General features: G+C 56.2%; 20 protein-coding genes. 10 read left to right on the top strand and 10 right to left on the bottom strand.

Annotated features, from left to right (window positions below):
- Nucleotides 1–73: 73 nt before the first annotated feature.
- From R0J87_RS14675 to R0J87_RS14665, 3 genes are all read right to left on the bottom strand, one after another.
- Nucleotides 74–784 (bottom strand): UTRA domain-containing protein, encoded by a 711-nt coding sequence (locus tag R0J87_RS14675; RefSeq protein WP_404464330.1) that lies wholly within the window; start codon nucleotides 782–784, stop codon nucleotides 74–76.
- Nucleotides 777–1,505, bottom strand: a complete 729-nt coding sequence (locus R0J87_RS14670) for an HAD family hydrolase (protein ID WP_498887035.1) — start codon at nucleotides 1,503–1,505, stop codon at nucleotides 777–779. The genes R0J87_RS14675 and R0J87_RS14670 overlap by 8 nt, the downstream gene beginning before the upstream one ends.
- A 68-nt stretch (nucleotides 1,506–1,573) precedes the next feature.
- Nucleotides 1,574–4,273: an EAL domain-containing protein gene (locus R0J87_RS14665; RefSeq protein WP_498887034.1), complete on the bottom strand. Its 2,700-nt coding sequence runs from the start codon at nucleotides 4,271–4,273 to the stop codon at nucleotides 1,574–1,576.
- Between the two features lie 192 nt (nucleotides 4,274–4,465).
- Here R0J87_RS14665 and R0J87_RS14660 point away from each other — a divergent pair, with 192 nt between their 5' ends.
- Entirely contained in the window at nucleotides 4,466–5,995 is a 1,530-nt protein-coding gene (locus R0J87_RS14660; protein ID WP_498887032.1) for a sensor domain-containing diguanylate cyclase, read from the top strand.
- Between the two features lie 36 nt (nucleotides 5,996–6,031).
- Here R0J87_RS14660 and R0J87_RS14655 read toward each other — a convergent pair whose 3' ends face one another.
- The 4 genes from R0J87_RS14655 to R0J87_RS14640 all read right to left on the bottom strand — a co-directional run bounded on the left by R0J87_RS14655 (nucleotide 6,032) and on the right by R0J87_RS14640 (nucleotide 9,986).
- Nucleotides 6,032–7,336, bottom strand: coding sequence for a TRAP transporter large permease (locus R0J87_RS14655; RefSeq protein WP_404344051.1), 1,305 nt, complete (start codon nucleotides 7,334–7,336; stop codon nucleotides 6,032–6,034).
- Nucleotides 7,337–7,359: 23 nt separating this feature from the next.
- The gene (locus R0J87_RS14650) at nucleotides 7,360–7,923 is read right to left on the bottom strand and encodes a TRAP transporter small permease (protein WP_498887030.1); all 564 of its coding nucleotides are present in this window, start codon (nucleotides 7,921–7,923) and stop codon (nucleotides 7,360–7,362) included.
- A 66-nt stretch (nucleotides 7,924–7,989) separates the two neighbouring features.
- Entirely contained in the window at nucleotides 7,990–8,979 is a 990-nt protein-coding gene (locus R0J87_RS14645; RefSeq protein WP_498887028.1) for a TRAP transporter substrate-binding protein, read from the bottom strand.
- A 17-nt stretch (nucleotides 8,980–8,996) separates the two neighbouring features.
- Nucleotides 8,997–9,986 carry a LysR family transcriptional regulator gene (locus R0J87_RS14640; protein ID WP_404344057.1) on the bottom strand — a complete coding sequence of 330 codons (990 nt, stop codon included), beginning with the start codon at nucleotides 9,984–9,986 and terminating at the stop codon, nucleotides 8,997–8,999.
- A gap of 44 nt (nucleotides 9,987–10,030) precedes the next feature.
- On the opposite strand from R0J87_RS14640, the gene R0J87_RS14635 reads away from it, so the two are divergent.
- The 4 genes from R0J87_RS14635 to R0J87_RS14620 all read left to right on the top strand — a co-directional run bounded on the left by R0J87_RS14635 (nucleotide 10,031) and on the right by R0J87_RS14620 (nucleotide 12,897).
- On the top strand, nucleotides 10,031–10,288 hold the full coding sequence (locus R0J87_RS14635; protein WP_498887026.1) for a hypothetical protein: 258 nt from the start codon (nucleotides 10,031–10,033) through the stop codon (nucleotides 10,286–10,288).
- Nucleotides 10,289–10,514: 226 nt separating this feature from the next.
- On the top strand, nucleotides 10,515–11,267 hold the full coding sequence (locus R0J87_RS14630; RefSeq protein WP_498887024.1) for a 5-oxoprolinase subunit PxpA: 753 nt from the start codon (nucleotides 10,515–10,517) through the stop codon (nucleotides 11,265–11,267).
- Nucleotides 11,264–11,968 (top strand): 5-oxoprolinase subunit PxpB, encoded by a 705-nt coding sequence (pxpB, locus tag R0J87_RS14625; protein ID WP_404464341.1) that lies wholly within the window; start codon nucleotides 11,264–11,266, stop codon nucleotides 11,966–11,968. The genes R0J87_RS14630 and pxpB overlap by 4 nt, the downstream gene beginning before the upstream one ends.
- Nucleotides 11,965–12,897: a 5-oxoprolinase subunit C family protein gene (locus R0J87_RS14620; RefSeq protein ID WP_498887021.1), complete on the top strand. Its 933-nt coding sequence runs from the start codon at nucleotides 11,965–11,967 to the stop codon at nucleotides 12,895–12,897. The genes pxpB and R0J87_RS14620 overlap by 4 nt, the downstream gene beginning before the upstream one ends.
- A 42-nt stretch (nucleotides 12,898–12,939) precedes the next feature.
- On the opposite strand, the gene R0J87_RS14615 is transcribed toward R0J87_RS14620, so the two are convergent.
- The 3 genes from R0J87_RS14615 to katG all read right to left on the bottom strand — a co-directional run bounded on the left by R0J87_RS14615 (nucleotide 12,940) and on the right by katG (nucleotide 16,937).
- Nucleotides 12,940–14,460: a sodium:solute symporter family protein gene (locus tag R0J87_RS14615; protein ID WP_498887020.1), complete on the bottom strand. Its 1,521-nt coding sequence runs from the start codon at nucleotides 14,458–14,460 to the stop codon at nucleotides 12,940–12,942.
- The gene (locus tag R0J87_RS14610; protein ID WP_498887018.1) at nucleotides 14,453–14,641 is read right to left on the bottom strand and encodes a hypothetical protein; all 189 of its coding nucleotides are present in this window, start codon (nucleotides 14,639–14,641) and stop codon (nucleotides 14,453–14,455) included. Before R0J87_RS14610 ends, R0J87_RS14615 begins: the two co-directional genes overlap by 8 nt.
- A 139-nt stretch (nucleotides 14,642–14,780) precedes the next feature.
- A complete protein-coding gene (katG, locus tag R0J87_RS14605) occupies nucleotides 14,781–16,937 on the bottom strand; it encodes a catalase/peroxidase HPI (RefSeq protein ID WP_498887016.1) in 2,157 nt (718 codons plus the stop codon).
- 530 nt (nucleotides 16,938–17,467) lie between these two features.
- On the opposite strand from katG, the gene R0J87_RS14600 reads away from it, so the two are divergent.
- The 5 genes from R0J87_RS14600 to R0J87_RS14580 are packed head-to-tail and all read left to right on the top strand — an operon-like array spanning nucleotide 17,468 to nucleotide 23,274.
- The gene (locus tag R0J87_RS14600; protein WP_498887014.1) at nucleotides 17,468–17,944 is read left to right on the top strand and encodes a GspH/FimT family pseudopilin; all 477 of its coding nucleotides are present in this window, start codon (nucleotides 17,468–17,470) and stop codon (nucleotides 17,942–17,944) included.
- A 19-nt stretch (nucleotides 17,945–17,963) separates the two neighbouring features.
- Nucleotides 17,964–18,371, top strand: coding sequence for a type IV pilus modification protein PilV (gene pilV / locus R0J87_RS14595; RefSeq protein WP_498887012.1), 408 nt, complete (start codon nucleotides 17,964–17,966; stop codon nucleotides 18,369–18,371).
- 1 nt (nucleotide 18,372) lies between these two features.
- Nucleotides 18,373–19,407 carry a PilW family protein gene (locus R0J87_RS14590; RefSeq protein WP_498887010.1) on the top strand — a complete coding sequence of 345 codons (1,035 nt, stop codon included), beginning with the start codon at nucleotides 18,373–18,375 and terminating at the stop codon, nucleotides 19,405–19,407.
- A 1-nt stretch (nucleotide 19,408) separates the two neighbouring features.
- A complete protein-coding gene (locus R0J87_RS14585) occupies nucleotides 19,409–19,855 on the top strand; it encodes a pilus assembly PilX family protein (protein WP_498887009.1) in 447 nt (148 codons plus the stop codon).
- Complete coding sequence (locus tag R0J87_RS14580) at nucleotides 19,852–23,274, top strand: pilus assembly protein (RefSeq protein ID WP_498887007.1); 3,423 nt, start codon at nucleotides 19,852–19,854, stop codon at nucleotides 23,272–23,274. The genes R0J87_RS14585 and R0J87_RS14580 overlap by 4 nt, the downstream gene beginning before the upstream one ends.
- The last annotated feature ends 123 nt before the right edge of the window (nucleotides 23,275–23,397 follow it).

Below are 23,397 nucleotides of genomic sequence, written 5' to 3'. Positions count from 1 at the left end.
CAGTGCCGTGACGCTTCATTGACCGATTCTTGAAGTTCTTGTGTCTAGACGAGCTTGTGTCTAGACGGGAAAGCTACTGTTGGCCCGACAGCTCAACGCGGATGCACAGCGAATCGTGCAGCCAGTGCTCTTCGTCGTACTCAATCGGGCGCTGCTGGTCATCGAAAATCGCGCGGCAAATATTCAGCCCCGCCGTGCCTGGTGCCACAAATAGCTCTTCGGCATCGCCCGGTGACAGCGCCTCCGACACCATGGATATGGAGCGATTGGCCAAGTGATGCCCCCAGCGCTCGCGCAGTAGCCCCCAGAGTGACTGGCCTGCGTAGATCGACAGCAGCTCTGGGGCACGTTCGGGCACCACCCAGAGTGATTCTGCCAGCACGGCGCGGTCATCCACATAGCGGCGGCGGCGAATATGGTGAAAAACGTGATCATCCGGCAGGTTTAACGCCCGGGCGGCGGGTACGTGGGCGCGGGATTCCAGCTGTAGCACAGCGGTACGCGGCTGGCGGCCTTGGGCGCGCACGTAGTCGTTAAAACCGGCATCGCGGGTGGGGTCGTACATCAAGCGGGCCGGGGAGATAAACCAGCCGCGCCGATTGCTGCGGTGGATGAGCCCCTCGCCCTCCAGTTGCGCCAGCGCTTGGCGCAGGGTGACGCGGGTGGTGGAGAAACGCTCGGCCAGCGCGCGCTCAGCGGGCAGTTTGCCCTCCCACTGAGCGGCATGCTGAGTAATCAGGTGACGAAGCTGTTCGGTAAGCTGTAGGTAGTAGGCATCAGGCATGCGCCGATTTTCCTGAACGGTCGTTGGCGGCAGTCGCACCGGCAGGTGCAGAGGCCCGCCAGTCTAAGCGCCGCCACCCTTCTACGCTAGCCACCTCGGCCAATACCGAGTCAGGATTGACCGCCACGGCGCAGTCTACGTACTGCAGCAGCGGCAGGTCATTGCGGGAGTCGGAGTAGAAGGTGGTATGGCTTGGCGTGATCGCGTGTTCTGCCAGCCACTGCTGAAAGCGAATAACCTTGCCGCCTCGGTACGAGAGCACGCCTTGGCTACAACCGGTGTAAACACGCCCATCCTCAGAAGTAGCGACCTCCAGCTCCACCGCGAGCACATGCTCAATGCCAAGCGCCGCCGCGATAGGGGCCACCAAATGATGGGAAGAGGCAGAGATCAGCACCAGGGTATCGCCCGCCTTTCGATGGCTTTCTAGGCAGCGCCACGCCTGATCAAAAATACGCGGCTGCAGATGGGTGGCGACAAAGCGCTCTACCTCTTTCTCCACCTCAGCAACTCGACGCCCCTTCAGGGGTGCCAGGGTCATGGCGAGGTACTCTTCCAACTTAAGCCTACCCGCATAGTAGGCCTGCTGCATCTGCTCGGCGCGCGCCATAAAGCGCTCCGCGTCGCTGACCCACCCTTGTTCAATCATCCATAAATTCCAGCGGTCGCTGCAGTCTCCATCCAGGAGGGTATCATCAAGATCAAACAGGGCCAGGCGCATGGGAAACTCCTATCGTCGCGGTTTGGCGCGCGTAGGGTATGCCAACGATGATGACAGGAAGATGACGTCTAGCCGTTTAGCCACGTGCGGGTGAACTCATCGGCAGGTAGCGGTCTTCCAAACCAGTAGCCTTGAGCCTGATTACAGCCCATGTCAGCCAGTAGCGCCGCTTGGGCGGCACTTTCAACTCCTTCGGCGAGGGTTTTCATTTCTAATGCATTCGCCATGGCGATAATCGTTTGCACAATCGCCCGGTCGTGGTGGTTGTCGAGCATATCGCGCACGAAGGAGATATCGATTTTCAGCGCGTCGGCGGCAAAGCGACGCAGGTAAGAGAGCGATGAGTAACCGGTGCCAAAATCATCAATAAACAGTGCGTACCCGGCCTGGCGCATGGCTTGGGTGATGATGATGGCTTGATCTGGATCGCGCATAAAATCGCTTTCCGTTAGTTCTAAGCCAATTGCACTGGGAGAAACGCTGGAGGTAAGCGTCGCAATATGAGCCGTCAGCCGAGGGTCGGCAAACTGCTGCGCGGAGATATTGATCGATAGCCGACCCGGCAGCGGCGTGCCCGCCGACTGCCAAGCGCCAAGCTGGCGGGCAGCCTCTTCCAGCACCCAATCGCCGAGTAAACGAATCAGCCCGCGCTCCTCCGCCAGGGGAATAAACTCACCGGGGCTAACCCATCCCCACTCGGGGTCGTGCCAGCGGCATAGCGCTTCTGCCCCGGTCAGCGTTTGGGTGTGTAGATCCACCTGGGGCTGGAAGTAAAGCTCCAGCCGCCGCTCTAAAATCGCCACGTGTAGCCGCTCAGTCATCCATTGGCGGCGCTCCAACGTATGGCGCATGGTTAGAGTATAGGAAGAGATATTGGTATCGGACTTTTTGGCTTGATGCAGCGCGATACTGGCCGCATTAAACAGCTCACTGGTCTTGGCGACATCGCCAGGATAACGTGCAAAGCCAATGCTCACATCCAAATTGAAGACGCGGTGGTCCAACCGAATTGGCCTTTTCACTAAATCGCAAAGTTGCTTAACCACTTCATCAAGGCTAGTGCGCTCAGTACAGGGCAACAGCAATGCAAACTCATCTCCTGATAGACGCGCACAGTGTACATCCGGCAAGTCTAAATAGCGCAAACGCCCCGCTACCGTAGCAAGCAGCTGGTCGCCTATTTGATGACCGTGCAAATCATTAATTTCTTTAAAACGGCGTAAATCTAACAGTAGCAGCGTTAATGACGAGCTCTGCTCCTCGGCTTGTTGCCCCATCACCAACAGATGCTCCATGAACTGCACGCGGTTTGGTAAACCCGTAATACTGTCAGTGTAAGCAAGGTGATGTATGTGGCGATGGTCGCGCCGTCGCTCTAGCTCGGCCGCGGCACCATTAGAGAGAATTTGCAGCACGGATGTAGCAAAAGCGTTAGTGGTTAACGGCGCTTGATAAAACACCATCATCACACCGATGGCTTCACCTTTCGCGTTATCTAAGCGGCGTCCAATCCATGCCTGGGCATTCAACGAGGCACCTGGCAGGACAAACCGCTGGCCATGATGCACAACGCTCTCTTGCTCGAGGACCACTCTCTCAACGGGCGTATCACGCAACAAAAATGTGTGGTTTTTCCTACACTTTCCATTCACCACAATACTAACCGTATGAGCAGTTGTCGCCGGCAACAGAGTGTCCGCATGGACGAACTCGTCTCCTCGTAACGGCACCGGCTGATCTAAAAGTGCGATAAACCCCGCATCAGCTTCAAGCAGTCCTGTGAGCGTAGCAATCAGCTGTTGAAAGTAGTCATCGCCAACTCTTGTCGTTACGGTGGAGGCTACTTTCACTACGGCCTGCTGGACCCGTTGCGACTCTTGCTGGTCCGTGACATCAGTAATAAAACCCTCAAAACAGAGGACTTCGCCCGAATCGGCAAAAATAGCTTGCCCCTGCTCCCACACCCAGCGTTCACTGCCATCCCGGTGACGGATCCGAAACGTTAGACGATATGGCTGACGACGCTGCACAGCGCTTTCGACTTCTTGAACAACACGTGGAAGATCTTCTAAGTGTATTAATGAGCCATAGCTGATCAAGCGACTGTTTTCTAACTCATCAGGGCTATAACCGGTGAGCGTTTCAGCGCCTTTGCTTACCCATTGCATGGTCCAATCTTGATCATTTAAGCAGCGATAGGCCATGCCCGGCAGATGGTTAAGCAGAGTATTTAGCCGTCGCTCACTCTCTTTGGCTGCAGCCTCGCTTTTGCGTAGCGCGCTTTCCGCTTGTCGGCGTCCGAGTTCAGCACCCGCTTGAGAAGCAGCGATGCGCAGAATTTCATTCTCTAGCTCATCAAAGACCATGGGGCGACTGCTAAGCACAGCGAGTAAGCCAATTGCCTTTCCGCTAGGGGAAAATAAAGGTAACCCCATATAGCTTTCGACATTCAACTGACAAAGCAGCTCATCATCAGGAAAATTAGCCTGAACATTACAGGCGTACAGGCACGGCTCATAGCCCACTACGGTCCCACAGGGCGTTCCTGTCAGACAGTAAGATATGTTGGGTTGCCTGGCCCCTTTTGACCAAATGGCCAGAGTTTCAGCTATATTGTCGTTAGTGACATCGGCAACGAGCGCATGATCAATGGTGAGAAGTTGGGCTAACTGCTCGACTAATCTATAAAAAAAGTCTGGATCTCCACCATGGCCAACGCCCTCTGCTAGCTGGCGAAAAACCTCTGCTGCTTCTCTTCTTGTATGCATTGGTGTGACACCTAGTCAGTTTTAGGAGCAGCCTTTCTTCGTTTTGCCTGCCTAAGCACCGCGACGTGTTCAGGGCACACAACTATTTTGATGCTAGAGATAATAATATCGGCAGGGTTCACAATATGTTAAATAATGTCAACGGTACTTACTTTTTGATTTACTGCGCCTTGCAGTCTGTGGGGGGATAACATGGCGGATCAAAACGCCGTCGATGAGTATCAGCATACGTTGCTGACTAGCCAACTACCAAGCTTCCTGGGCGACAAACTCAAGCGTTGCAGTGGCTTGCCATCCCTGCCGACCGTTGCATTAAAGGTGCTGAATATCACGCGCTCTGACGAAGCAACATTGAGCGATTACGCGCATGCGATTGAGCACGACCCCGGCCTAACAGCGCGTGTTATGAGCGTGGCGAATAGCGTGCATTATCTTCGCGCAGCACAACCTCCCCATTCTTGCTTCGATGCCACCCAACGTATGGGCCTGGATGTTACCCTGGCAACGGTATTGAGCTTCAGCCTATTGGATCACCACCACACTACGAACGGCTCCCAATTGTTTTGGCAGCGGTCATTAACAGCCGCCGTTGCCGCAAGCTATCTAGCTCAGCAGCTCTGTCCTCACCAATCAGGCAGTGTATTTACTAAGGCTTTATTACAAGATATTGGCATTCTGGCTCTGCAAACTGCTTATCCTTCTGATACAGAACGTCTTTACGGCACCGAGCACATTTCCCATATGCATATTGTACAAATGGAAAAACGCTATTTTGGCTGCGACCATGCGCTCGTGAGCGCTTGGTTGCTGGCAAAATGGGGTGCCCACGAAGAGTTAGTTCAGTCCGTTTTGCATAGTCACGATAGCCTGGAGACGGCAGACAACGCAGCGCTTTGCCTTAACGTTTCTAGTTCAGTCGCCGATGCTTGGTTATCTACACATCCTGCACAAGCTTTAGCGGGCGTTATGCGCCAACTGAATGCATTAACGCCTTCTAGCGAGTGGGCGATCTCTGGCTTGCTGGCTCATTTAGAGCACACCCTACCCCCGCTGATGGACACGCTTAATCTCAGCACACCAGCAGTCGTCAATAGTGTGGCGCTGTTACAAGAGGCCCAACAGCTACTTTTTGAACACGCGCTATCGCTGAGCGCGCGCTTGGACGCCAAGCAACAAGCACAGGAAACGTTGCGCCGCGACTACGCCGAGTTAGAGCAGCGCAGCCGTATTGACTCGTTGACCCAACTGGCCAATCGCGCTTGGCTGGAGGAGCAGTTACGGGAACGTTTCCACCTTTGCCTCACCACCAAACGAACCATGTCGGTGGTGTTTATCGACTTGGATCACTTTAAGGTGTTGAACGACCGATATGGTCATCAGGTGGGCGATCAAGTATTGGCCCATTTCGGCAAGATGCTCGCCTCACTGATACGCGTAGGCGACCTTGCGGGACGCTATGGGGGCGAAGAATTTTTGGTGATTCTCCCCGATGAAGATGCCGAGGGCGCCAAGCGCTTTGCTGAGCGTATTACCCGGCGCTTGCAGGAGCGCCCCATGACGAGGATTAAGCAAGAAGCGCTCTACGTCTCAGTCTCAATCGGAGTGGCTTGCTTGACCGATGGTGGCTTCGGCAACGAAAGAGAACTCATCGACGCCGCCGACCAGAGCATGTACTTCATCAAGCGCTCTGGCCGGGGCGGTGTATCGGTTTATGGCCACTAACCCCGCCGCTTGTCGGCGGGGCGGTGGAGGGAAGGCTTAGCTCGTCATCGCGTAGGGAAGATAAAGCGCGATGCTGGGGAAGATATGCATGAGCGCAATGGCCAGCATCATCAGCAGGAAGAAGGGCAGCGTGGCTTTGGTGATGGTCAGAATATCCTTGCCGGTTAACCCCTGAATCACGAATAGGTTAAACCCAACCGGCGGTGTGATTTGCGACATCTCCACCACAATCACCAGATAAATACCAAACCAAATCAAATCAAAACCTGCTGCACTCACCACCGGCATAATGATGGCCGTGACCAGCAGAATCAGCGAAATACCGTCCAGAAAGCAGCCCATAATCAGCAGCAGCAGCGTCAGTGCGATCAACAGCATGGTGGGCGACAGCCCCATTTCACCAATCGCCTGAGCGAGCTTCATCGGCACTTGGGTAAAGCCCATAGCCGAGGTTAAAAACGACGCACCGGCAATAATAAAGGCGATCATGCACGCCGTGCGCACCGCGGCAAACAGCGAGTCGGTAAAAATGGCGCGATTAAAATGGCCATTAAAGTAGGCAATGATCATCGACAGCACCACCCCCACCGCTGCCGCCTCCGTCGGCGAGGCCAGCCCGCCGTAAATCGATATGATAATGCCGCCGATCAGCAGCAAAATAGGCACCAGCGCCCAGGTGTTGCGCAGCTTTTCGGCAAAGCTCATGTCGGATTCATCGGCACCGGTAAGGCCTTCGCGGTTGCCTTTGAGCAGTGCCCACAGCACCAGATACGTCATAAACATCGCCAAGATCATTAAGCCGGGACCAATGCCCGCCATAAAGAGCCGCGAGATCGACTGCTCCGTGACCACACCGTAAACGATCAGCACGATAGAGGGCGGAATCAGCAGGCCCAGCGTGGACGCACTGGCCAGCGTGCCAATGGCCATATTGCTGTCGTAGCCACGGCGCTCAAGCTCCGGCAGAGTCATTTTGCCCACCGTGGCGCACGTTGCCGCCGATGAACCACACACCGCCGCAAACATGCCGCTACCAATGATATTGGTATGCAGCAAACGACCCGGCAGGCGGTTTAACCAGGGCGAAAGGCCACGAAACATATTGTCTGCCAGCCCTGAGCGAAACAGAATTTCACCCATCCAAATAAACATCGGCAGCGCGGTTAAATCCCAGCCGTAGCTTGCGCCCCAAAAATCGGAGGCCAGGATAGGGCCGGGGTCAAAGGGGCTGAAAAACTGCAGCGCAATCCAAGCGGTGCCTATCAGCGCAAAGGCAATCCACACCCCGCTGCCCAGCAGCAGCACCAGGGTTAACATAGTCGCTAAACTTAGTAGTAGCACGAGGGTATCTCCCGAGTAGCCGCTTAATGCGCTTCGTTATCGTCGATGGAAGTGGCTTCGCGGAAGCTTGACGGGTCGCTTATCGCAATGCGTCCAGCCATCCACAGCGCTTCTAACAGCGCCAGGGCCAACAGCCCCACCCCAACGGCCAGCACTACCTGGGGAATCCATAGGGGAATCGACATAAAGCCCGACGACACATCGTTGTACTGCAGGCTTTCCCTCGCCAAACCAATCAGGCCGTAGGCCAGCAGAACGCTGATGACCAACGCGATCAACAATCCGAAGACCTCAAACCAAACGCGCACGGCTGAAGGTAGGCGTGAAATCAGTAGCGTTACCCGAATATGGGCATGATGCACAAAGGTGTAAGCAAGCCCTAAAAAAGTAGCCCCGACTAATAAATAAGAGGCCATTTCCGACACGCCGGTAATGCTGAACCCGAGCCGGCTGAGGCCCACTAGCACCAGCAGTGCGTCCACTAAACGGAAAGTGACCTGAATCGCGATCAGCGCACAAATCGCCACCATGCACGCTGCTGCGCCCCAAGCACCCAGGCGGTAGAGTTTGTCGAATTTAAACGTCATGTTCGCAGTCTCACAGAGCGCGTGGAGAAAGGGGCAGCGCGCGGGCTGCCCCAGGGGACGAGTGGCTTAGTTGCTACGCTGCTCGCGGTAGGTTTCAAGCGCCGCTTTGGCTTCATCATCGGCACGGGACTGCCAATCGGAAAACAGGGTATCGCCTGCGGCTTGCAGCGCGGCGGACACCTCTGCATTGGGCTCAGACACGTTAATGCCGTTCTCTTGCAGAGCCGCCAGGCTCGCGTCGTTATTCTCACGGCTCATCTGCCAGCCACGCTCTTCAGCACGCGCCGCGGCTTCCATCAGGGCTTCTTGAGTCGCTTCATCCAGGCGGTCAAAGCTGCGCTGGCTGATGAAGACGATATTCTTCGGCAGCCACAGGTTGGCATCGGTGTAGTCGGTCACGTAGTCCCACGCGGCCATCGAGTTACCGGTGGAACTAGAAGTAATCATGGCATCTACGCGGCCGGTGCTAAACGCAGTCGGGATATCCGACTCTTCGGTTTCGGTGGGGCTACCACCTAGATTGTTAACAAAACGCTGGGTATTGATGTTCGGTGCACGTACGCGAAGGCCTTCAAACTGAGCCGGGTCGGTTAGCGGAGAGGCGGTGTAGATGCCCTGAGCGGGCCATGCCACGGCGTAGAGCGGAATCAGCCCTTCATAGGCGAACAGCTCGGTAATCATCGGCTTGGTCGCTTCCCACAGCGCGTAGGCGTCATCGTAGCTACCGGCGACGCCGGGCAGCGTGTCGACTTCAAAAATCGGGTCGTCGTTAGAGAGAATGGAGAGGAACACTTCACCGGCATCGATGGTACCGCGACGTACAGACGGCTTAATTTCGCCGTGAGATACCAGCGAACCACCGCTGTGTACGGTAATAGTGAGTTCGCCGTCAGTGGCTTCTGCCACATCTTCCGCGAACTGCTTGGTGTTTTGGGTATGGAAGCTGGCATCCCCATAGGGCGTCGCCATGGTCCATTCAGCGGCCTGGGCAGTCGCTGCAGCGGCAAGGCTGCAGGCAGTGGCAAGAAGCAGGGGGGTCGCAAAGCGGGTACGCATAGGAAAAATCCTCTTATTCATATTGATGGAGGTGTTGCACTGGGGGTGGAGGAAGCGGCGCTAGGGGTGACCCAGCGCCCGGTAAAACACGTGTTTGTAATATCGGTATGCTTTTCAGCGGCATACTCTAGCGCGCACTCCTGCGCCAAACGGGCAACGCCGCGGCAGAAGCGTGGATGATTCGCGCTGCGCCAAATAACATCATAGTGCATGGCCGGGAGCGGCGCGGGGAGCGCTAAACGATACAGCTCACCCCGCCGCCATTCATCCAGCACGGTGGCCACCGGCAGCGCACCGATCCCTAAGCCTTCCGTGGTCAAACGCACAATGGTCATGAGGGTGCTGACGCTATGAATACGCGGCTGATGAACACCTTGTGCCGCCAGATAGCTCACCAGCTCTTCATAAGGGCGCGCCAGCTTGCCAAAAGAAATAAACGGCAGCGTGGTACACCAAGCATGGGGGCGTTCGCTCAGCATTTGAGCATGGCGTGGCGAGACGAACATGCCCATCTCGTAAGGGCTTAGCGTCTCTTGGTCGATCTGTTCCGGCGGGAGATAACCGTTCATGGCCAGCAAGATATCCAGCTCATTGCTGGTTAAGCGTTCGTTAAGCGCCGGAGAGTAGTCAACGGTCAGCTCAATGATCAGCTTGGGATAGCGCTCGGTGAGGCGCTGCATGAACCGGGGAAACCAGCTGTGGGCGATGGTTTCAATCGTGCCCAACCGCAGCGGGGCGGAAAAGTCTTCTTCACTATCGAAAAGCTTGAGGGCTTCATCACGCTGAGCCAGCATGCGTTCAGCGTGTAGGAAAAACTCCCTACCACGCATGGTAGGCTGAATAGGCCGCGCCGAGCGCTCAAGAAGTAACTCGCCCACCGTGCTCTCTAAACGCGAAATACGCTCAGATACCGACGGTTGCGTAATGTGTAAACGCACCGCCGCTTTACGAAAAGAGCCAAGTTTCACCGCCCAAACAAAGGCGTCGAGTTCCTTAAAATCCAGCATCGTACTTAACCAGCCTGTAATTGAGCATTCATAGAAAGCGCCGTGTGACGCGCTTTCACTACGCCGACGATGAGGGCTTTCCATCGCGAGACGTCGATATGCAAATGTATGTGCAACATGCCGTGCTGGGCACGGTCATGCTGTCGCGGGGCTGGCAACCGCATGTGGCACTCCTCGGAAATCACCCTTTCCTGACCATTGTTATAGGTAGCGCGAGCGCGCAACAGCAGGCGGATAAGGGCGTCTCTTTTGTAATCTTTTTTGAGTCGCTTTATTTAGTTGATAATCGTATCACGCCCTAGCGTCAACTATTTTTCCACTAAATAACAGCATGATAGGAACCACCGATACTTAATATCGCTAAAAACGATTGGCACTTGCGACACAGGCTCCATATATTATTTTTGCACTAACACAACCATAAACATGCTGACTAACAAGTCATCATGATTAGCAAATGGTCTTCCTCATTTAGCTAATTAATTGCGATATCAATTACTAACAACACGCAACCCTGCAGGAGACGTTATGGCGATTCCGCTGCTTAACTGCGATATGGGCGAAAGTTTCGGCAACTGGTCGATTGGTTTAGACGCTGATGTCATGCCCTACGTTGACTGTGCCAACATTGCCTGCGGCTACCACGCATCCGACCCCCATGTGATGCGCAAGACAGTGAAGCTTGCTGTTCAGCACGGCGTGAAGATCGGCGCGCACCCCGGTTACCCTGATTTAATGGGCTTTGGCCGCCGCTCCATGGCCTGCTCACCTGCCGAAGTGGAAGACATGATGCTCTACCAAATTGGCGCGCTGGCAGGCATTTGCCAAGCGGAAGGCACCGCGCTGAGCTACGTCAAGCCCCACGGGGCGATGTACAACGACATGGCCGCCAATCTGGAATTGATGGAAGGTGCCATGCGCGCCGTGAAGGCATTCGATGCCCACCTGCCGCTCATGGTGATGGCCACCGCCGACCCAGAGCCGCATCGTCAGTTAGCGGAAAAAATGGGCGTGACGCTGTGGTTTGAAACCTTCGCTGACCGCGCTTATGAGGCCACCGGGCATCTCGCCTCTCGCCGCCTGCCGGGAGCTGTTCACCACGACCAAGCCACCATCGTCGCCCAAGCCGTTGCCCTGGCCAAAGGCGAAGCGCTGACCGCCCGGGATGGCAGCGCCTTGCAGCTTCCCTGCGACACGCTCTGCGTGCATGGCGATAACCCCGAATCCGTGGCCGCCGTGCGCGCCATTCGTGAGGCCTTTACGGCGCTGGAGTCCGCGTGAAACTGCGCTTAGAAACGGCGGCGATGGACGCCCTGACGGTGCGCCTGTTCGACGCCATTGATGAAAGCAATATGGCGTGGATCATGGCCGCCGACGAGGCGCTGCGGCGCGCCTTTGATCACGCGCTGATTGATCTCATTCCGTCGTACACCACCCTGCTGGTGCACTACGACTGCCAAAAGCTCACTTTTGCCCAGGCCTCGACGCTCGCGCGCAGCGCGCTGCGCAATTTAACGCCCGCCGATGCTCAACAGGGCCAGCTCCATGAAATCCCCGTATGGTACGACGAGCGCGTTGGCCCGGAGCTGCCCATCGTTGCCCAGCGCGCCGGGCTCAGCGTCGAGACGCTGATTGAGCGCCACTGCAGCCACGACTACTGCGTGTTTGCACTGGGCTTTGCCCCGGGCTACGGCTTTATGGGCCTAGTGGATGAGGCCATTGCCACGCCGCGTTTAAAAACGCCCCGCCGCCGCGTTGCGGCAGGAAGCGTAGGCATTGCCGACCGGCAAACCGCCATTTACCCCCTACTTTCTCCCGGCGGCTGGAACATTCTTGGCAGAACAGCCGTGCCGCTTTTCGAGCACGCCAAACGTGGCGAGCCGCTGCTGCGCCCGGGCGATAAAGTGCGCTTTAAGGCGATATCCCAATCAGAATTTGAAGCGGCCGGGGGCGATACGACCCCGCTGGAGGAGCGGTCATGAGCCACCCCATGTTGACCGTTAAGCAAGCCGGGCCGCTGGCGCTGATCCAGGACGCGGGCCGCTTCGGCGTCGGCCACTTAGGCGTGACTCAAGGCGGTGCCGCCGACTGGATCGCCTTCCGCTGGGCCAACTGGCTGCTGGGCAACCCGCTTGAGAGCGCTGCGCTGGAAATCGTCATGGGCGGCAACCTGACGCTGGTGGCCAATAGCGACGTGCGCCTTGCCCTCACCGGAGCCGACCTTGCCGCCACGCTGGATGGCCAACCGCTGGCGCCCAACGACAGCTTTATGATTCAGGCGGGCCAAACGCTGGTCTTTCGCCAGCCGAAAAAGGGCCTGCGCGCGTACCTCGCCTTTCCTGGCGGGCTGGATGCGCCAACCGTGCTGGGCAGCCAAGCCTGCACGGCGAGGGAGCAAATCGGCGGCCTGCACGAAGATGGCAAACCGCTTAAAACCGGCGACCAGCTCACCTGGAAAGGCAGCAGTGCCACGCCACGCCAGTTGCCCCAAGGCACCCAGCTCCCTCTGCCTGATGCAGAAGACACCGTGCTGGACATGGTGCTGGGCTCCCAGGCCGCGCACTTTGCCGGGCGCAGCCTGTTCGATGCCTTCAACCAGCCCTGGACCGTAGACCAACGCGCTGACCGCATGGGCATTCGACTCACCGGCAAAGCGCTGAACAGCCGCCTGGGCGGCATCGTCTCTGAAGGGATTCCGTTAGGGGCGGTGCAGATTCCTCCCGATGGCCAGCCGATCATTCTGATGAACGATCGCCAAACCATTGGCGGCTACCCGCGCCTGGGTGCTTTAACACCCATGGCCTGTGCCCGCCTCGCCCAGTGTTTGCCGGGCACCAAGGTGCGTTTGCAGCCGATTAGTGCGACGCAGGCGCAGGCAGCCTACAGAGCGCAGTTATTGAAGTGGCAGTAAGGCTAAAAAGCCCCTCATCAGGGGCTTTTATCGCTAGGGTGCCTAATGAGCCGCTTGCTTGGTCGTTGGGTCACTGGCGGGGCGGCGCTTTTTACCCAACTCTTCCGCGATGGCGGTAAAGAAGGCATCGGTAGAGGCTTGATGAGGCTTGGTCACAAGACTAACGCCAACAAACAGCACACTCGCGACCACAATGCCCCACACACCGGCAGGCAGGCCCAGTAGTGAATTGCCGGTGGCATACATCAGCAGTACAAAGGCGCTGGTACCCACCACGCTGGTCAGTGCACCGGCAGCCGTTCCGCGCTTCCAATAGAAAGCACCGATCAGCGCAGGCACCATGGCCACCAAGCCCGACGAGGCGGCCACCGACAGCACTGCAATCAGGTCAAGCTGCAGCTCGGCGAACGCCAGCGCCATCAGTGCAATCACTGGCACCACACACTTACCCACCAGCAGTTGTCGCTTTTCACTGACGTTCGGCTTGAGGTTGGCATAGACGTCGCGGGAGACCATGGACGCCAGAGTCAGCATGATTGAATCGATGGTGGAAACGGCGGCGGCCATAATGCCGATCATCACAATCACGCCTAATACGGGCGGCACAAACTCTGAGGCCAGTAGCGTGGGCGTGGCTAAATCGGCGCGCTCGAGGCTAGGGAAAGCAGCCAAAGCCGAGAAGCCCCAAAGCACCGAAACGAGGGTGTAAATAAAACCGAACACCAAAAAGCCAATCAGCATGTGGCGCATCGAGCGCAGCGACGAGGGCATGAAAAGACGCTGACTGACCTGAGGATTAGAAAGGCTAAAGAAGAACCAGGGAATGGTGAGTCCCAAGAAGGTGACAAAGCTGAATAGTCCTGGGCCAGGCACCGTCAGGGACTGCGGGTGCTCCGTTGCCAGCGTATCGAAGAGCGCGCCAAAACCGCCCAGACTTTGAATCACCAGAAAGGCTACCAGAGTAGAGGCCACGATCATCATGATGGCCTGGAGCGAGTCGGTCCACATGACCGAACGAATCCCCGCAATATAGGAGAAGAAAATGGCGATCACCGTGGCCAGCACGACCCCGGTGGTGAAGGTAATGGCGCCATCAGTAATACCCTGCAACAGGTAGCCGACGCCAGCGAGCTGAACGGCCGAGTACGGAATTAGGAAGATACAGCTGGCAATCGACACGGCCATGGCCACCTGCTTGCTATGGTAGCGGTGGCCCAGCATCTCGCTGGGCGTCACGTAGCCAAACTTTTTGCCAACGGCCCAGAATTTAGGGCCGAAAACCGCCACCAGCGAGACACCGGCAAAATAGATGATTTCAAAACCGAAGGCGCCCACGCCGCCCGCATAGGTCAGGCCTGCCAAGCCCACCATCATAAAGGCGCTATACGTCGTGGCACTGTAGCTCAGCGCCGAGACAAACCCGTTCATTTGGCGGTTACCCAAAAAGTAGCCGGACATGCTTTCTGAACCGCCTTTCGCCGGGCGTTGGCGCGACAAAATAGCAATGCCTATGGCCACTAATAAGTAGATAGCAATGGACCACCAAATAAGCGACTCAGTCATCGCTATATTCCTTAAAATCTGTCGTAATAAACACGTTCAGCGCAATGATGGCCACCCCGGCCACAGCCCAAAACAAAAAGCTGCCGTACCATCGCGACACGTCGCTTAACAGCGTGTAAGGCACTAAATAACTTAACAAGACAACGGCCCATACGAGCCCTATCCATTTACTGCGTTTCATCGTCGATCTCGTGTTGTGATATCAAAGGGAAAGCATGCGCTACTGTAGCAAAGCTGACGAACCAGCGATGCCCAGGCACGCATACAAAAAAAGGCACCCGCTAGGGGTGCCTTAGATAGTACGACGAACCGTTGCTGACTTACGACGCGACGTCGAAACGGTCAGCGTTCATCACTTTGGTCCAGGCGGCGACGAAGTCTTTAACGAACTTCTCACCGTTATCGTCCTGGGCGTACACTTCTGCGTAAGAGCGCAGCAGCGAGTTGGAACCGAACACTAGATCCACACGCGAGGCGGTCCACTTCACAGCACCGGTCTTGCGATCACGGATCTCGTAGGCGTTGCTGCTTACCGGCTTCCAGGTGTTACCCATATCGGTCAGGTTCACAAAGAAGTCGTTGGTCAGTTGGCCTTCACGATCGGTGAATACGCCGTGTTTAGTGCCAGCGTAGTTGGTGCCCAGTACGCGCATACCGCCCAGTAGCACGGTCATTTCCGGGCCGGTTAAGCCCATCAGCTGCGCACGATCCAGCAGCATCTCTTCCGGCTTCACCACGTACTCTTTCTTCTGCCAGTTACGGAAGCCATCGGCCAGCGGCTCCAGCGGTGCGAAGGAGTCACCATCGGTCATCTCGGCAGTCGCATCGCCGCGGCCTTTCAGGAAGGGTACGCGTACCTCGTAACCCGCTGCTTTCGCGGCTTTCTCGATGCCTACGCTACCGGCCAGTACGATCACGTCAGCCACGCTAGCGCCGGTGTCAGCAGAGATCTGCTCGTAAACGCTCAGCACTTTCGCCAGGCGCTCCGGCTCGTTGCCCTGCCACGCATTCTGCGGGGCCAGACGAATGCGGGCACCGTTAGCACCGCCGCGCATGTCAGAGCCACGGTAGGTACGGGCGCTGTCCCAAGCGGTGGAGACCATATCGCTAATGCTCAGGCCGCTTTGCGCGATTTTCTGCTTCACAACTTCTTCGCAGTAGTCGGTGTTGCCTGCCGGGACCGGGTCTTGCCAAATCAGGTCTTCCGCCGGAACTTCCGGGCCGATGTAGCGCGCTTTCGGGCCTAGGTCACGGTGCGTCAGCTTGAACCATGCTTTCGCGAAGGTGTGCTTGAAGTATTCCGGGTCCGCCATGAATTTTTCGCAGATGGCGCGATAGGTCGGATCCATCTTCATCGCCATATCCGCATCGGTCATGATCGGGTTGTGGCGAATAGAGGGGTCGCTGGCGTCGACCGGCTTGTCTTCTTCTTTAATATCAATCGGCTCCCACTGGTGGGCACCGGCAGGGCTCTTTCTCAGCTCCCACTCGTAGCCAAACAGCAGGTCGAAGTAGCCCATATCGAACTGAGTCGGGTTAGTCGTCCAGGCGCCTTCAATGCCAGAGGTCACGGCGTTGCTCGCCTTGCCCTGCATGTTGGGGTTGCCCCAGCCAAAGCCTTGGTTTTCAACGTCAGAGGCTTCAGGCTCAGCGGCCAGCGCAGAGGCATCGCCATTACCGTGACACTTACCCACGGTGTGACCACCAGCGGTGAGGGCGGCGGTCTCTTCGTCGTTCATCGCCATACGAGCGAAGGTTTCACGCACCTGCTGAGCGGTCTTCAGCGGGTCAGGCTGACCGTTAACACCTTCCGGGTTCACATAAATAAGACCCATTTGAACAGCCGCCAGCGGGTTTTCCATGGTTTCTGGCTTGTTGACGTCGCCGTAGCGTTCGTCAGAAGGTGCGAGCCACTCTTTTTCGTCACCCCAGTAGATATCTTTCTCGGGTTCCCAAATATCGGCGCGGCCAAAGGAGAAGCCGTAAGCAGGTAAGCCCATGGACTCATAAGCCACGGTACCGGCCAGAATCATCAGGTCAGCCCAGCTGATTTTGTTGCCGTACTTCTTCTTGATCGGCCACAGCAGGCGACGTGCTTTATCCAGGCTGACGTTATCCGGCCAAGAGTTGAGCGGCGCAAAACGTTGAGCGCCAGTACCACCGCCCCCACGGCCATCAGCAATACGGTAGGTGCCTGCGGAGTGCCAAGCCATGCGGATCATTAAACCGCCGTAATGTCCCCAGTCGGCGGGCCACCACTCTTGGCTGTCGGTCATCAGCGCGTGGACGTCTTGTTTCAGCGCGTCGAAGTCGAGCTTGCGTACTTCGTCGCGGTAGCTGAAATCCGGGTCCATCGGATCTGATTTGCGATCTTGCTGATGCAAAATATCCAGGTTCAACCCTTCCGGCCACCAATCTTTGTTGGAGGTACCGATCGAGGTGTTACCACCGTGCATGACAGGACATTTACCGCTCATAGCTCTCTCCCTTATTGCTCTTAGCCTTGGTGATACCAAGGGAACAAATGCTGTGCATCTTCGTACTAGGCATGGCAGTGAGACTCACCTGCACTAGCGTATGGATGCGTTATTCACGTGTCACAGTTTTAAAGCACCTGATCAATAGTCACAATTTGCATTTTACGACCAACGCAATAGCTCTCAGCTATTGAAAATCCTCTCACCTCTGTCGATAACCTTGGATAGCCCTTGAGATAGCCTTTTGAGATAGTACTTACGAGCTAGCCCTTGCGAGGTAGTCCTTACGAGATAACCCATGCGTCTATCGAGCATAGCGCGAGTTGTGTGACAGCGTATGACGAATGTCCGCTAATGGGGTTCGCTTCTTGCGCCATCACTGTATGGTATAAACGCTATACTTCCATACCATAAAACTAAATATCGATATAATGAAATCAGCCGATGATGACAGCATTGATGCCCTCTCCTATGTCCATCATGCATGCCCGTCATGCTGGTTTTTATTTATCCTCTCAGAGTAACTCCGCATGCTGACGGCAAAACGTCCCGCACTTGGCTTTACCCTGCTAGAGCTACTGGTGGCGCTGGCACTCTTCGCCACGCTTGCCACCGTTGCGATCCCGAATTTTTCACGCATTATTCAAGAAAATCGCGTTGTCACGACCACCAACGATTACAAGATTGCCTTAAGCCTTGCCCGTAGTGAAGCGGTTCGGCGTAACCAGGCGGTGAGCTTGCTCCCTGTAGAAAACGATTGGGATAACGGCTGGGAAGTGAGCGTAGACAATGACGATGCGGTGCTGCGCAGCTGGGCACAAGAGGTGGATGATATTGCCATTACGGATGCGCCGGAGAGCTTCACATTCAATAGCCAGGGCCGCTTGGTGACAGCCGCCTTTGCACCACAAAGTGTTTCCGTCACGCTGAATGGGATAAGCCGCTGCGTACGCGTTGAACCGAGCGGAATCTCCCGGGTACTCACTAACCGCCAAGCCTGTGACTAATTCATCAGCGAGCAACGCCATGCCAACATTACAACGGGGTATCTCACTGCTGGAGTCATTGATTGCACTGCTCGTGCTGTCGATTGGCCTGCTGGGGGTACTCGGCTTACAAACCCAGTCGCTGGTGCATAACCGTGCCGCCTATTTTGAAACCCAGGCCACCAATATGGCCCAGGACATGCTGGACCGTATTCGTGCCAACAGCGAGCAGGCTGCCAGCTACGCGCTAGCACTAGGCGTCGATGCTGGCGGCAGCGGCTTACCTGCCACCGACCAATCCGAGTGGGTAGCGGATGTGGCCACCATGCTCCCAGGCGGGCAGGGAGGCATTGAGGTGAATAATCGTCGCGTCAGCGTCACGGTGCGCTGGGATGACACCTCTTCCCCCAACGACATCCGGCAAATTCAACTGGTTTCGGAGCTATAGCGTGGGCAGATTGACACCCCAACAAACACAGGCTGGGTTTACGCTAGTCGAGCTGCTGGTGGCGATGGTAATTGGCCTGCTGGTCATGGGCGGTGCGACCCAGCTGTTTATCTCCTCCCAGCAGAGCTACCGTTTTCAAACCGCCCTTGCCGATATGCAGGATACCGGCCGCTTTGCGCTGGATACGATGGCCCGAGAGCTTCGCCAAGCGGATTACAGTGGCGGCTGTGCGCAGTCCCAGACGACTGTACATCTACGTCCTTGGGCAGATAGCAATGAGGACGCCTTGCCACTTCAAGCATGGAACACACCCAGTAACCATGATTTTACGGCAAGCCTAGTCGGCCCCGTCGAAGACCAGGACGTGCTGGCGTTTCGTGGCGGCCTGATCGCTCGAACAGGCTTTAGCAGCGATTCGCTGGGTGTCGAGAGCGTCGATAACAACCAGCAAATTACGTTAAGCCGAGATATAGGAGGCGTTTTTAACAATCGGCTGGTACTCCTTCAGGGTCTACAGAATTGCGATATTTTTTATAACACGTCTAATGATGTGCGAACGCTGCAGAAAACGGCATCGGCCGGTTGGCAAAGCAACCTCGCCCCCAATCTGAGCAACTGGGGCAATGAGAGCGGACTCACCTACAGTGCGGGCCAAAACGTATCGCTGAGTGTCTTAAACAACGCCATTTACTACATTGGCCAAGACGCCAATAACGATAACGCGCCATCGCTCATGCGGTTAGATCTGAGCCAAACCACCCCGCGCAACGACATCGTCGCCAGTCACGTGGTGGCCATGCGAACGGCCTTTTTGATCGACGACGCGTACGTGCCTGCCGAGGAAGTCGACGCTGCAGAGTGGCCCAACGTGCAGGCACTACGTATTACGCTCATTGTGCAAAGTGACCAACCCAACTTGCGTAACGCTAACACCACGCTAGCGCTTGGCAATTTCCGAGGGGAGAACGCGTTTACCGGCGGAGACGGGCGGATTTATCAGGCCTTTACGACCACTGTCGCTTTGAGGAATCGCTAACATGCAGAGCCACGCAATGACACATCAGCGGGGAATGGCGCTCGTGTTAAGCCTGATTTTTCTCGCCATTGTCACCATCTTAAGTCTCTCCTCCATGCAAGGGGCGATTACCCAAGACCGAATGGCCTCCAGTCAGCGGGATTACAGCGTGGCTTTTCAAGCAGCAGAGGCCGCGCTACGGGAAGCAGAGACCCTGTTACAAAACGGCGCTAACCCCGGCAATGGCTGGAGCAACCATGCGATGAATATGGCAGAACTGACGCAGAACCCGCGCTACCGCATTCAAGCGCTGGCCCCCCTGGGGTCACGCTCCAGCAATAGCAGCACAGAAGTGGTCGAGATGCTTTACCGCATTGAGGCACAAGGGTTTGGTCGTGGCGTCGATACCAGCGTAACGCTTGAAGCGCTATACGTGCGCCAACAGCAAGTGGAGGTAGTCATCCCATGACAGGTGCACGACTTACATTACTGCTATTAGTCGCGATGCTAACGCTAAGCGCTGTGGAACACTCTGCGATGGCGGCGGGCACCTTTCCGCCCAACCCTCCGCCCACAGACCCTGATCCAGAACCAGAGCCAACGCCCGAACCGGAACCAGAACCTGAACCTGAGCCAGAACCCGAGCCCCCTATTGGCGGCGGGGATGACGAGCCCATTGATGAAGATTACGACATCCCAAACGACCAAACGGGCCTCTCCCCTGCGCCGTTGAACGTTGTCAGTCGCGTGCCACCCAATGTGCTGCTGATTTTAGATAACTCAGAAAGCGGCCAGGAAGGGTTAGATGGGCGAGTGGCCATTGGGAATACAGCTGGTGATCGGGAAACATTAGAAGCCTGCCAGGCAGATAGCTTCGACACCTCATTATGCACTGCTGGCGCAAGGTCAGAGATCAGCAAATCCAGCATCATGAAGAGTGTTGGCTTACAGTTAATTAGCGAGTTTCGAGGCCAGCTAAATCTTGGACTCATGGCCTACCAGCAAAATCCTGCTTCAAACTCTCGTAATGATTTTAGTACAGGCGGCACCGTTCGCTGGCGGTTAACTGAGCGTATGCTAGATGCGAGATTTAGCGTTGTTCCCGAACCTAATTTTTTCAACCCAAGCTTTGAAGGTGCCTGGAACTCGGATATCAAACGATACCGAGCAAAGCTTCCTGGGGTAAATGCTTACGTTTTCTTTAATGTTGGAATACCAGGATATGTCTCAAATGACGGGAATTTTGGGATACCAACCACAGATGGCACTGAATACATAGCAGCAGTAGATAATGCCAGTGACTCGTTCTACCAAAACCAAGGGTCGAGAACATATGATGTGTTCCGTACTATAACAAGCACTACCCCAAGATTCTCTAATCAAGATAGAAGGTCTAACTTTCTTCTCACTGACAGTATGCGTCAAAGGGGCATCCCTCATTTTGGTAGTTACCTTGTCAACTATCCAATGCGTCAGTTGGAATGGCGCACTGCGTCTTCTCCTGGGCTAGGGTATTTGCACGTACCTATTGGTGGAATAGGGGAGGATGGCCTATCCGACGACAACCACTGGAGAGCTATTGAAACTAAGCTTGGCCCACAACGTCATAACTGGGATGGTAGCGGCAATCCCATGACTGACCCAAATTGGCCACTCATTGCAGCAGGCCTAACCCCTATCGAAGGCACGATGTATACCGCGCGTGATTACTTTCTAAACAATACAGAGAGAGGCAATTCGTTTAGCACTAACCAGGGGCGCCGTACGGGCATATCGATTCCCAACATCAATAACCCCGATGCACAGCAATGTTTGGTAAATGCCAATATCTGGCTAACCGATGGCTTACCGTCAGTAGACCGCTCTGGCAACTCGTTAGGCAACAACGTGAGCGGCGCATTAGCCAGCGCTGAAGCGGCGATTAAACGGCTTTACGACGATACCAACGCACAGCTGCCTAACCCGGTGAGAACCTATGTGGTGGGCTTTAACTTGCCGCCGGATATCGCCAACTTACCGAACGTGTCCGATGACCCACTTGGGGATTTGGCACGGGCAGGTGGTACCGAGCGCGCCTACTTTGCCAATGATGAGGCATCGCTTAATCAAGTGATGCAGCAAGTGCTGGGCAATATTATCGCTGCTTCTCAGTCCAACACCTCCGCGGCGGTGAATAGCGACGAATTTGGCGTTGAAGATGGCAACCTGCTCTATACCGCCGGGTTTAGAAGTGAGGATTGGTCAGGGCGTTTAGCGGCATCAGTGATTCAACCCGATGGCAGCCGCAGCCAGCGCTGGAACGCCGAAACCGAACTTTCCGGGCAGGTAGGTAGTCGGCGGCTACTTACTTTCCAACGACTAGAGAACGGCACTCGGCGCGGCGTTGTGCTCAGCGCCGATAACAGCGGTTTAAGCAGTGCAGAAGTTCGCTGGCTACAGGGGGAAACCGTACCGGGGCTACGGCCACGCCAATCGCTGCTGGGCGATATTATCAACGCCAACCCCGTGGTCTTACAGGGCAATGAGGACCGTGTGCCGCTGCTGCTGGTAGCGGCCAACGACGGCATGCTGCACGGCTTTAACGCGGCAACCGGTCGAGAGCTGTTTGGCTTTTTACCGGCCGAACTGACCCAAGGCGATGCACCCACAATTCGCCCACTGATGCAGCCCAACTATAACCACCGCTACTTTATGGATGGCACACCGGCGGTGCGTGAAGTGAATATCGCCGGCGGCCCTTCTGCCGTGGCCGTCGGCACCATGGGCGCTGGTGGACGGACGGTGTTTGCACTTGATGTGAGCGACCCCAGCAGTATGAGCGCCTCAGACGTGCTTTGGGAGTTTCGCCATCAGGAGCTGGGCAGCGGCGTGACGGAACCCACCATTACCCAACTGACCAACGGCACCTGGGTGGCCATTTTTAGCAATGGCTATAACAGCACGGGCTATCAAGCATCGCTGTTTGTGGTGGATCTGGCTACTGGCGAGCTGCTCAAGCACCTGAAAACAGACGTAGGCAGCGCTGAGCTACCCAACGGGTTAGCAACACCAACCGTCACCGCTTGGCCTAGCTATAATGGCGCGCGCTTTGCCTATGCAGGCGACTTAGCAGGCAACCTGTGGCGCTTCTCATTAACCGGCAATGGCACCGTTAACCGGCTATACCAAGGCAGCGCCCGCCAGCCCATCACCTCGGCCCCGGCCGTGACCCTCAGCAGCGGCTCGCCGGATACGCTACTGGTCAGCTTCGGCACCGGCAGTTATTTCCGCAACGGCGATATTGGCGACCGCTCGACGCAGCAGCTCATCGGCCTGCGTGACCAAGTGAATCGCAGCTCGACCATTACTCAAAGCGATTTACTGCTTCAACGCATTACGGGTGAAAACTCACAGAGTGGCTTTAACCGCCGCGCCAGCAGCAATTTTGCCCCTGACAGTAACGACTTGGGATGGCGCTTGGAGCTACCTGCCGGAGAGCGAGTGATTGCCGCACCCTCGATTTCCAGCAGCCTCCCCCGGCGGGTGCGTTTCTCGACGCTGCTCCCTGATGAATCCGACCCCTGCGGAGGTGGGCGCAGCGGGTTCTTTATGTCGCTGTTGGCCGATACCGGCGGCAGCGGCGACTCGACTACGTTCGACTTCAATGGCGACGGCACGCCCGATAGCGACGCTACCATCAATGGCGATGCCATTACCGGCCTTCAGGCAGGCACCGGCGAGCGTTTGGTCGGCGTGAACGATGGAAATATTGAGCGCCTCTTCGTCGGCAACCCGGATGACCCCAACTCTTCACCGAATGGCGATGGCTCCATCACCATTGGTTTTAGCGACGACCACCTGGGGCGGCGCTCCTGGCGGCAGTTAACCGGGGAAGAGAACGACACCTGAACGGACACCTAAGCAGGTAAAAAAAACAGGGGAGCCATTGGCTCCCCTCAGACTGCTGACGAACCCACCTATTTTGGTGGGTTCGTTGCTTTTAGAGTAGGCGTACACTCGTGGCCTGACTCA

Source organism: Halomonas sp. SIMBA_159, from assembly GCF_046536035.1.
Lineage (GTDB): Bacteria > Pseudomonadota > Gammaproteobacteria > Pseudomonadales > Halomonadaceae > Vreelandella > Vreelandella venusta_A.
This window is presented reverse-complemented; position numbering and strand designations above follow the sequence as displayed.

What these genes read in the sequence shown, in the direction of transcription:
- R0J87_RS14585 (WP_498887009.1), top strand. Translation starts at nt 19,409, where the DNA reads ATGCAGAGCCACGCAATGACACATCAGCGGGGAATGGCGCTCGTGTTA.
- R0J87_RS14660 (WP_498887032.1), top strand. Translation starts at nt 4,466, where the DNA reads ATGGCGGATCAAAACGCCGTCGATGAGTATCAGCATACGTTGCTGACT.
- R0J87_RS14645 (WP_498887028.1), bottom strand. Translation starts at nt 8,979, where the DNA reads ATGCGTACCCGCTTTGCGACCCCCCTGCTTCTTGCCACTGCCTGCAGC.
- R0J87_RS14675 (WP_404464330.1), bottom strand. Translation starts at nt 784, where the DNA reads ATGCCTGATGCCTACTACCTACAGCTTACCGAACAGCTTCGTCACCTG.
- R0J87_RS14580 (WP_498887007.1), top strand. Translation starts at nt 19,852, where the DNA reads ATGACAGGTGCACGACTTACATTACTGCTATTAGTCGCGATGCTAACG.
- pilV (WP_498887012.1), top strand. Translation starts at nt 17,964, where the DNA reads ATGCCAACATTACAACGGGGTATCTCACTGCTGGAGTCATTGATTGCA.
- R0J87_RS14665 (WP_498887034.1), bottom strand. Translation starts at nt 4,273, where the DNA reads ATGCATACAAGAAGAGAAGCAGCAGAGGTTTTTCGCCAGCTAGCAGAG.
- R0J87_RS14650 (WP_498887030.1), bottom strand. Translation starts at nt 7,923, where the DNA reads ATGACGTTTAAATTCGACAAACTCTACCGCCTGGGTGCTTGGGGCGCA.
- R0J87_RS14620 (WP_498887021.1), top strand. Translation starts at nt 11,965, where the DNA reads ATGAGCCACCCCATGTTGACCGTTAAGCAAGCCGGGCCGCTGGCGCTG.
- katG (WP_498887016.1), bottom strand. Translation starts at nt 16,937, where the DNA reads ATGAGCGGTAAATGTCCTGTCATGCACGGTGGTAACACCTCGATCGGT.
- R0J87_RS14600 (WP_498887014.1), top strand. Translation starts at nt 17,468, where the DNA reads ATGCTGACGGCAAAACGTCCCGCACTTGGCTTTACCCTGCTAGAGCTA.
- R0J87_RS14630 (WP_498887024.1), top strand. Translation starts at nt 10,515, where the DNA reads ATGGCGATTCCGCTGCTTAACTGCGATATGGGCGAAAGTTTCGGCAAC.
- R0J87_RS14610 (WP_498887018.1), bottom strand. Translation starts at nt 14,641, where the DNA reads ATGAAACGCAGTAAATGGATAGGGCTCGTATGGGCCGTTGTCTTGTTA.
- R0J87_RS14640 (WP_404344057.1), bottom strand. Translation starts at nt 9,986, where the DNA reads ATGCTGGATTTTAAGGAACTCGACGCCTTTGTTTGGGCGGTGAAACTT.
- R0J87_RS14615 (WP_498887020.1), bottom strand. Translation starts at nt 14,460, where the DNA reads ATGACTGAGTCGCTTATTTGGTGGTCCATTGCTATCTACTTATTAGTG.
- R0J87_RS14670 (WP_498887035.1), bottom strand. Translation starts at nt 1,505, where the DNA reads ATGCGCCTGGCCCTGTTTGATCTTGATGATACCCTCCTGGATGGAGAC.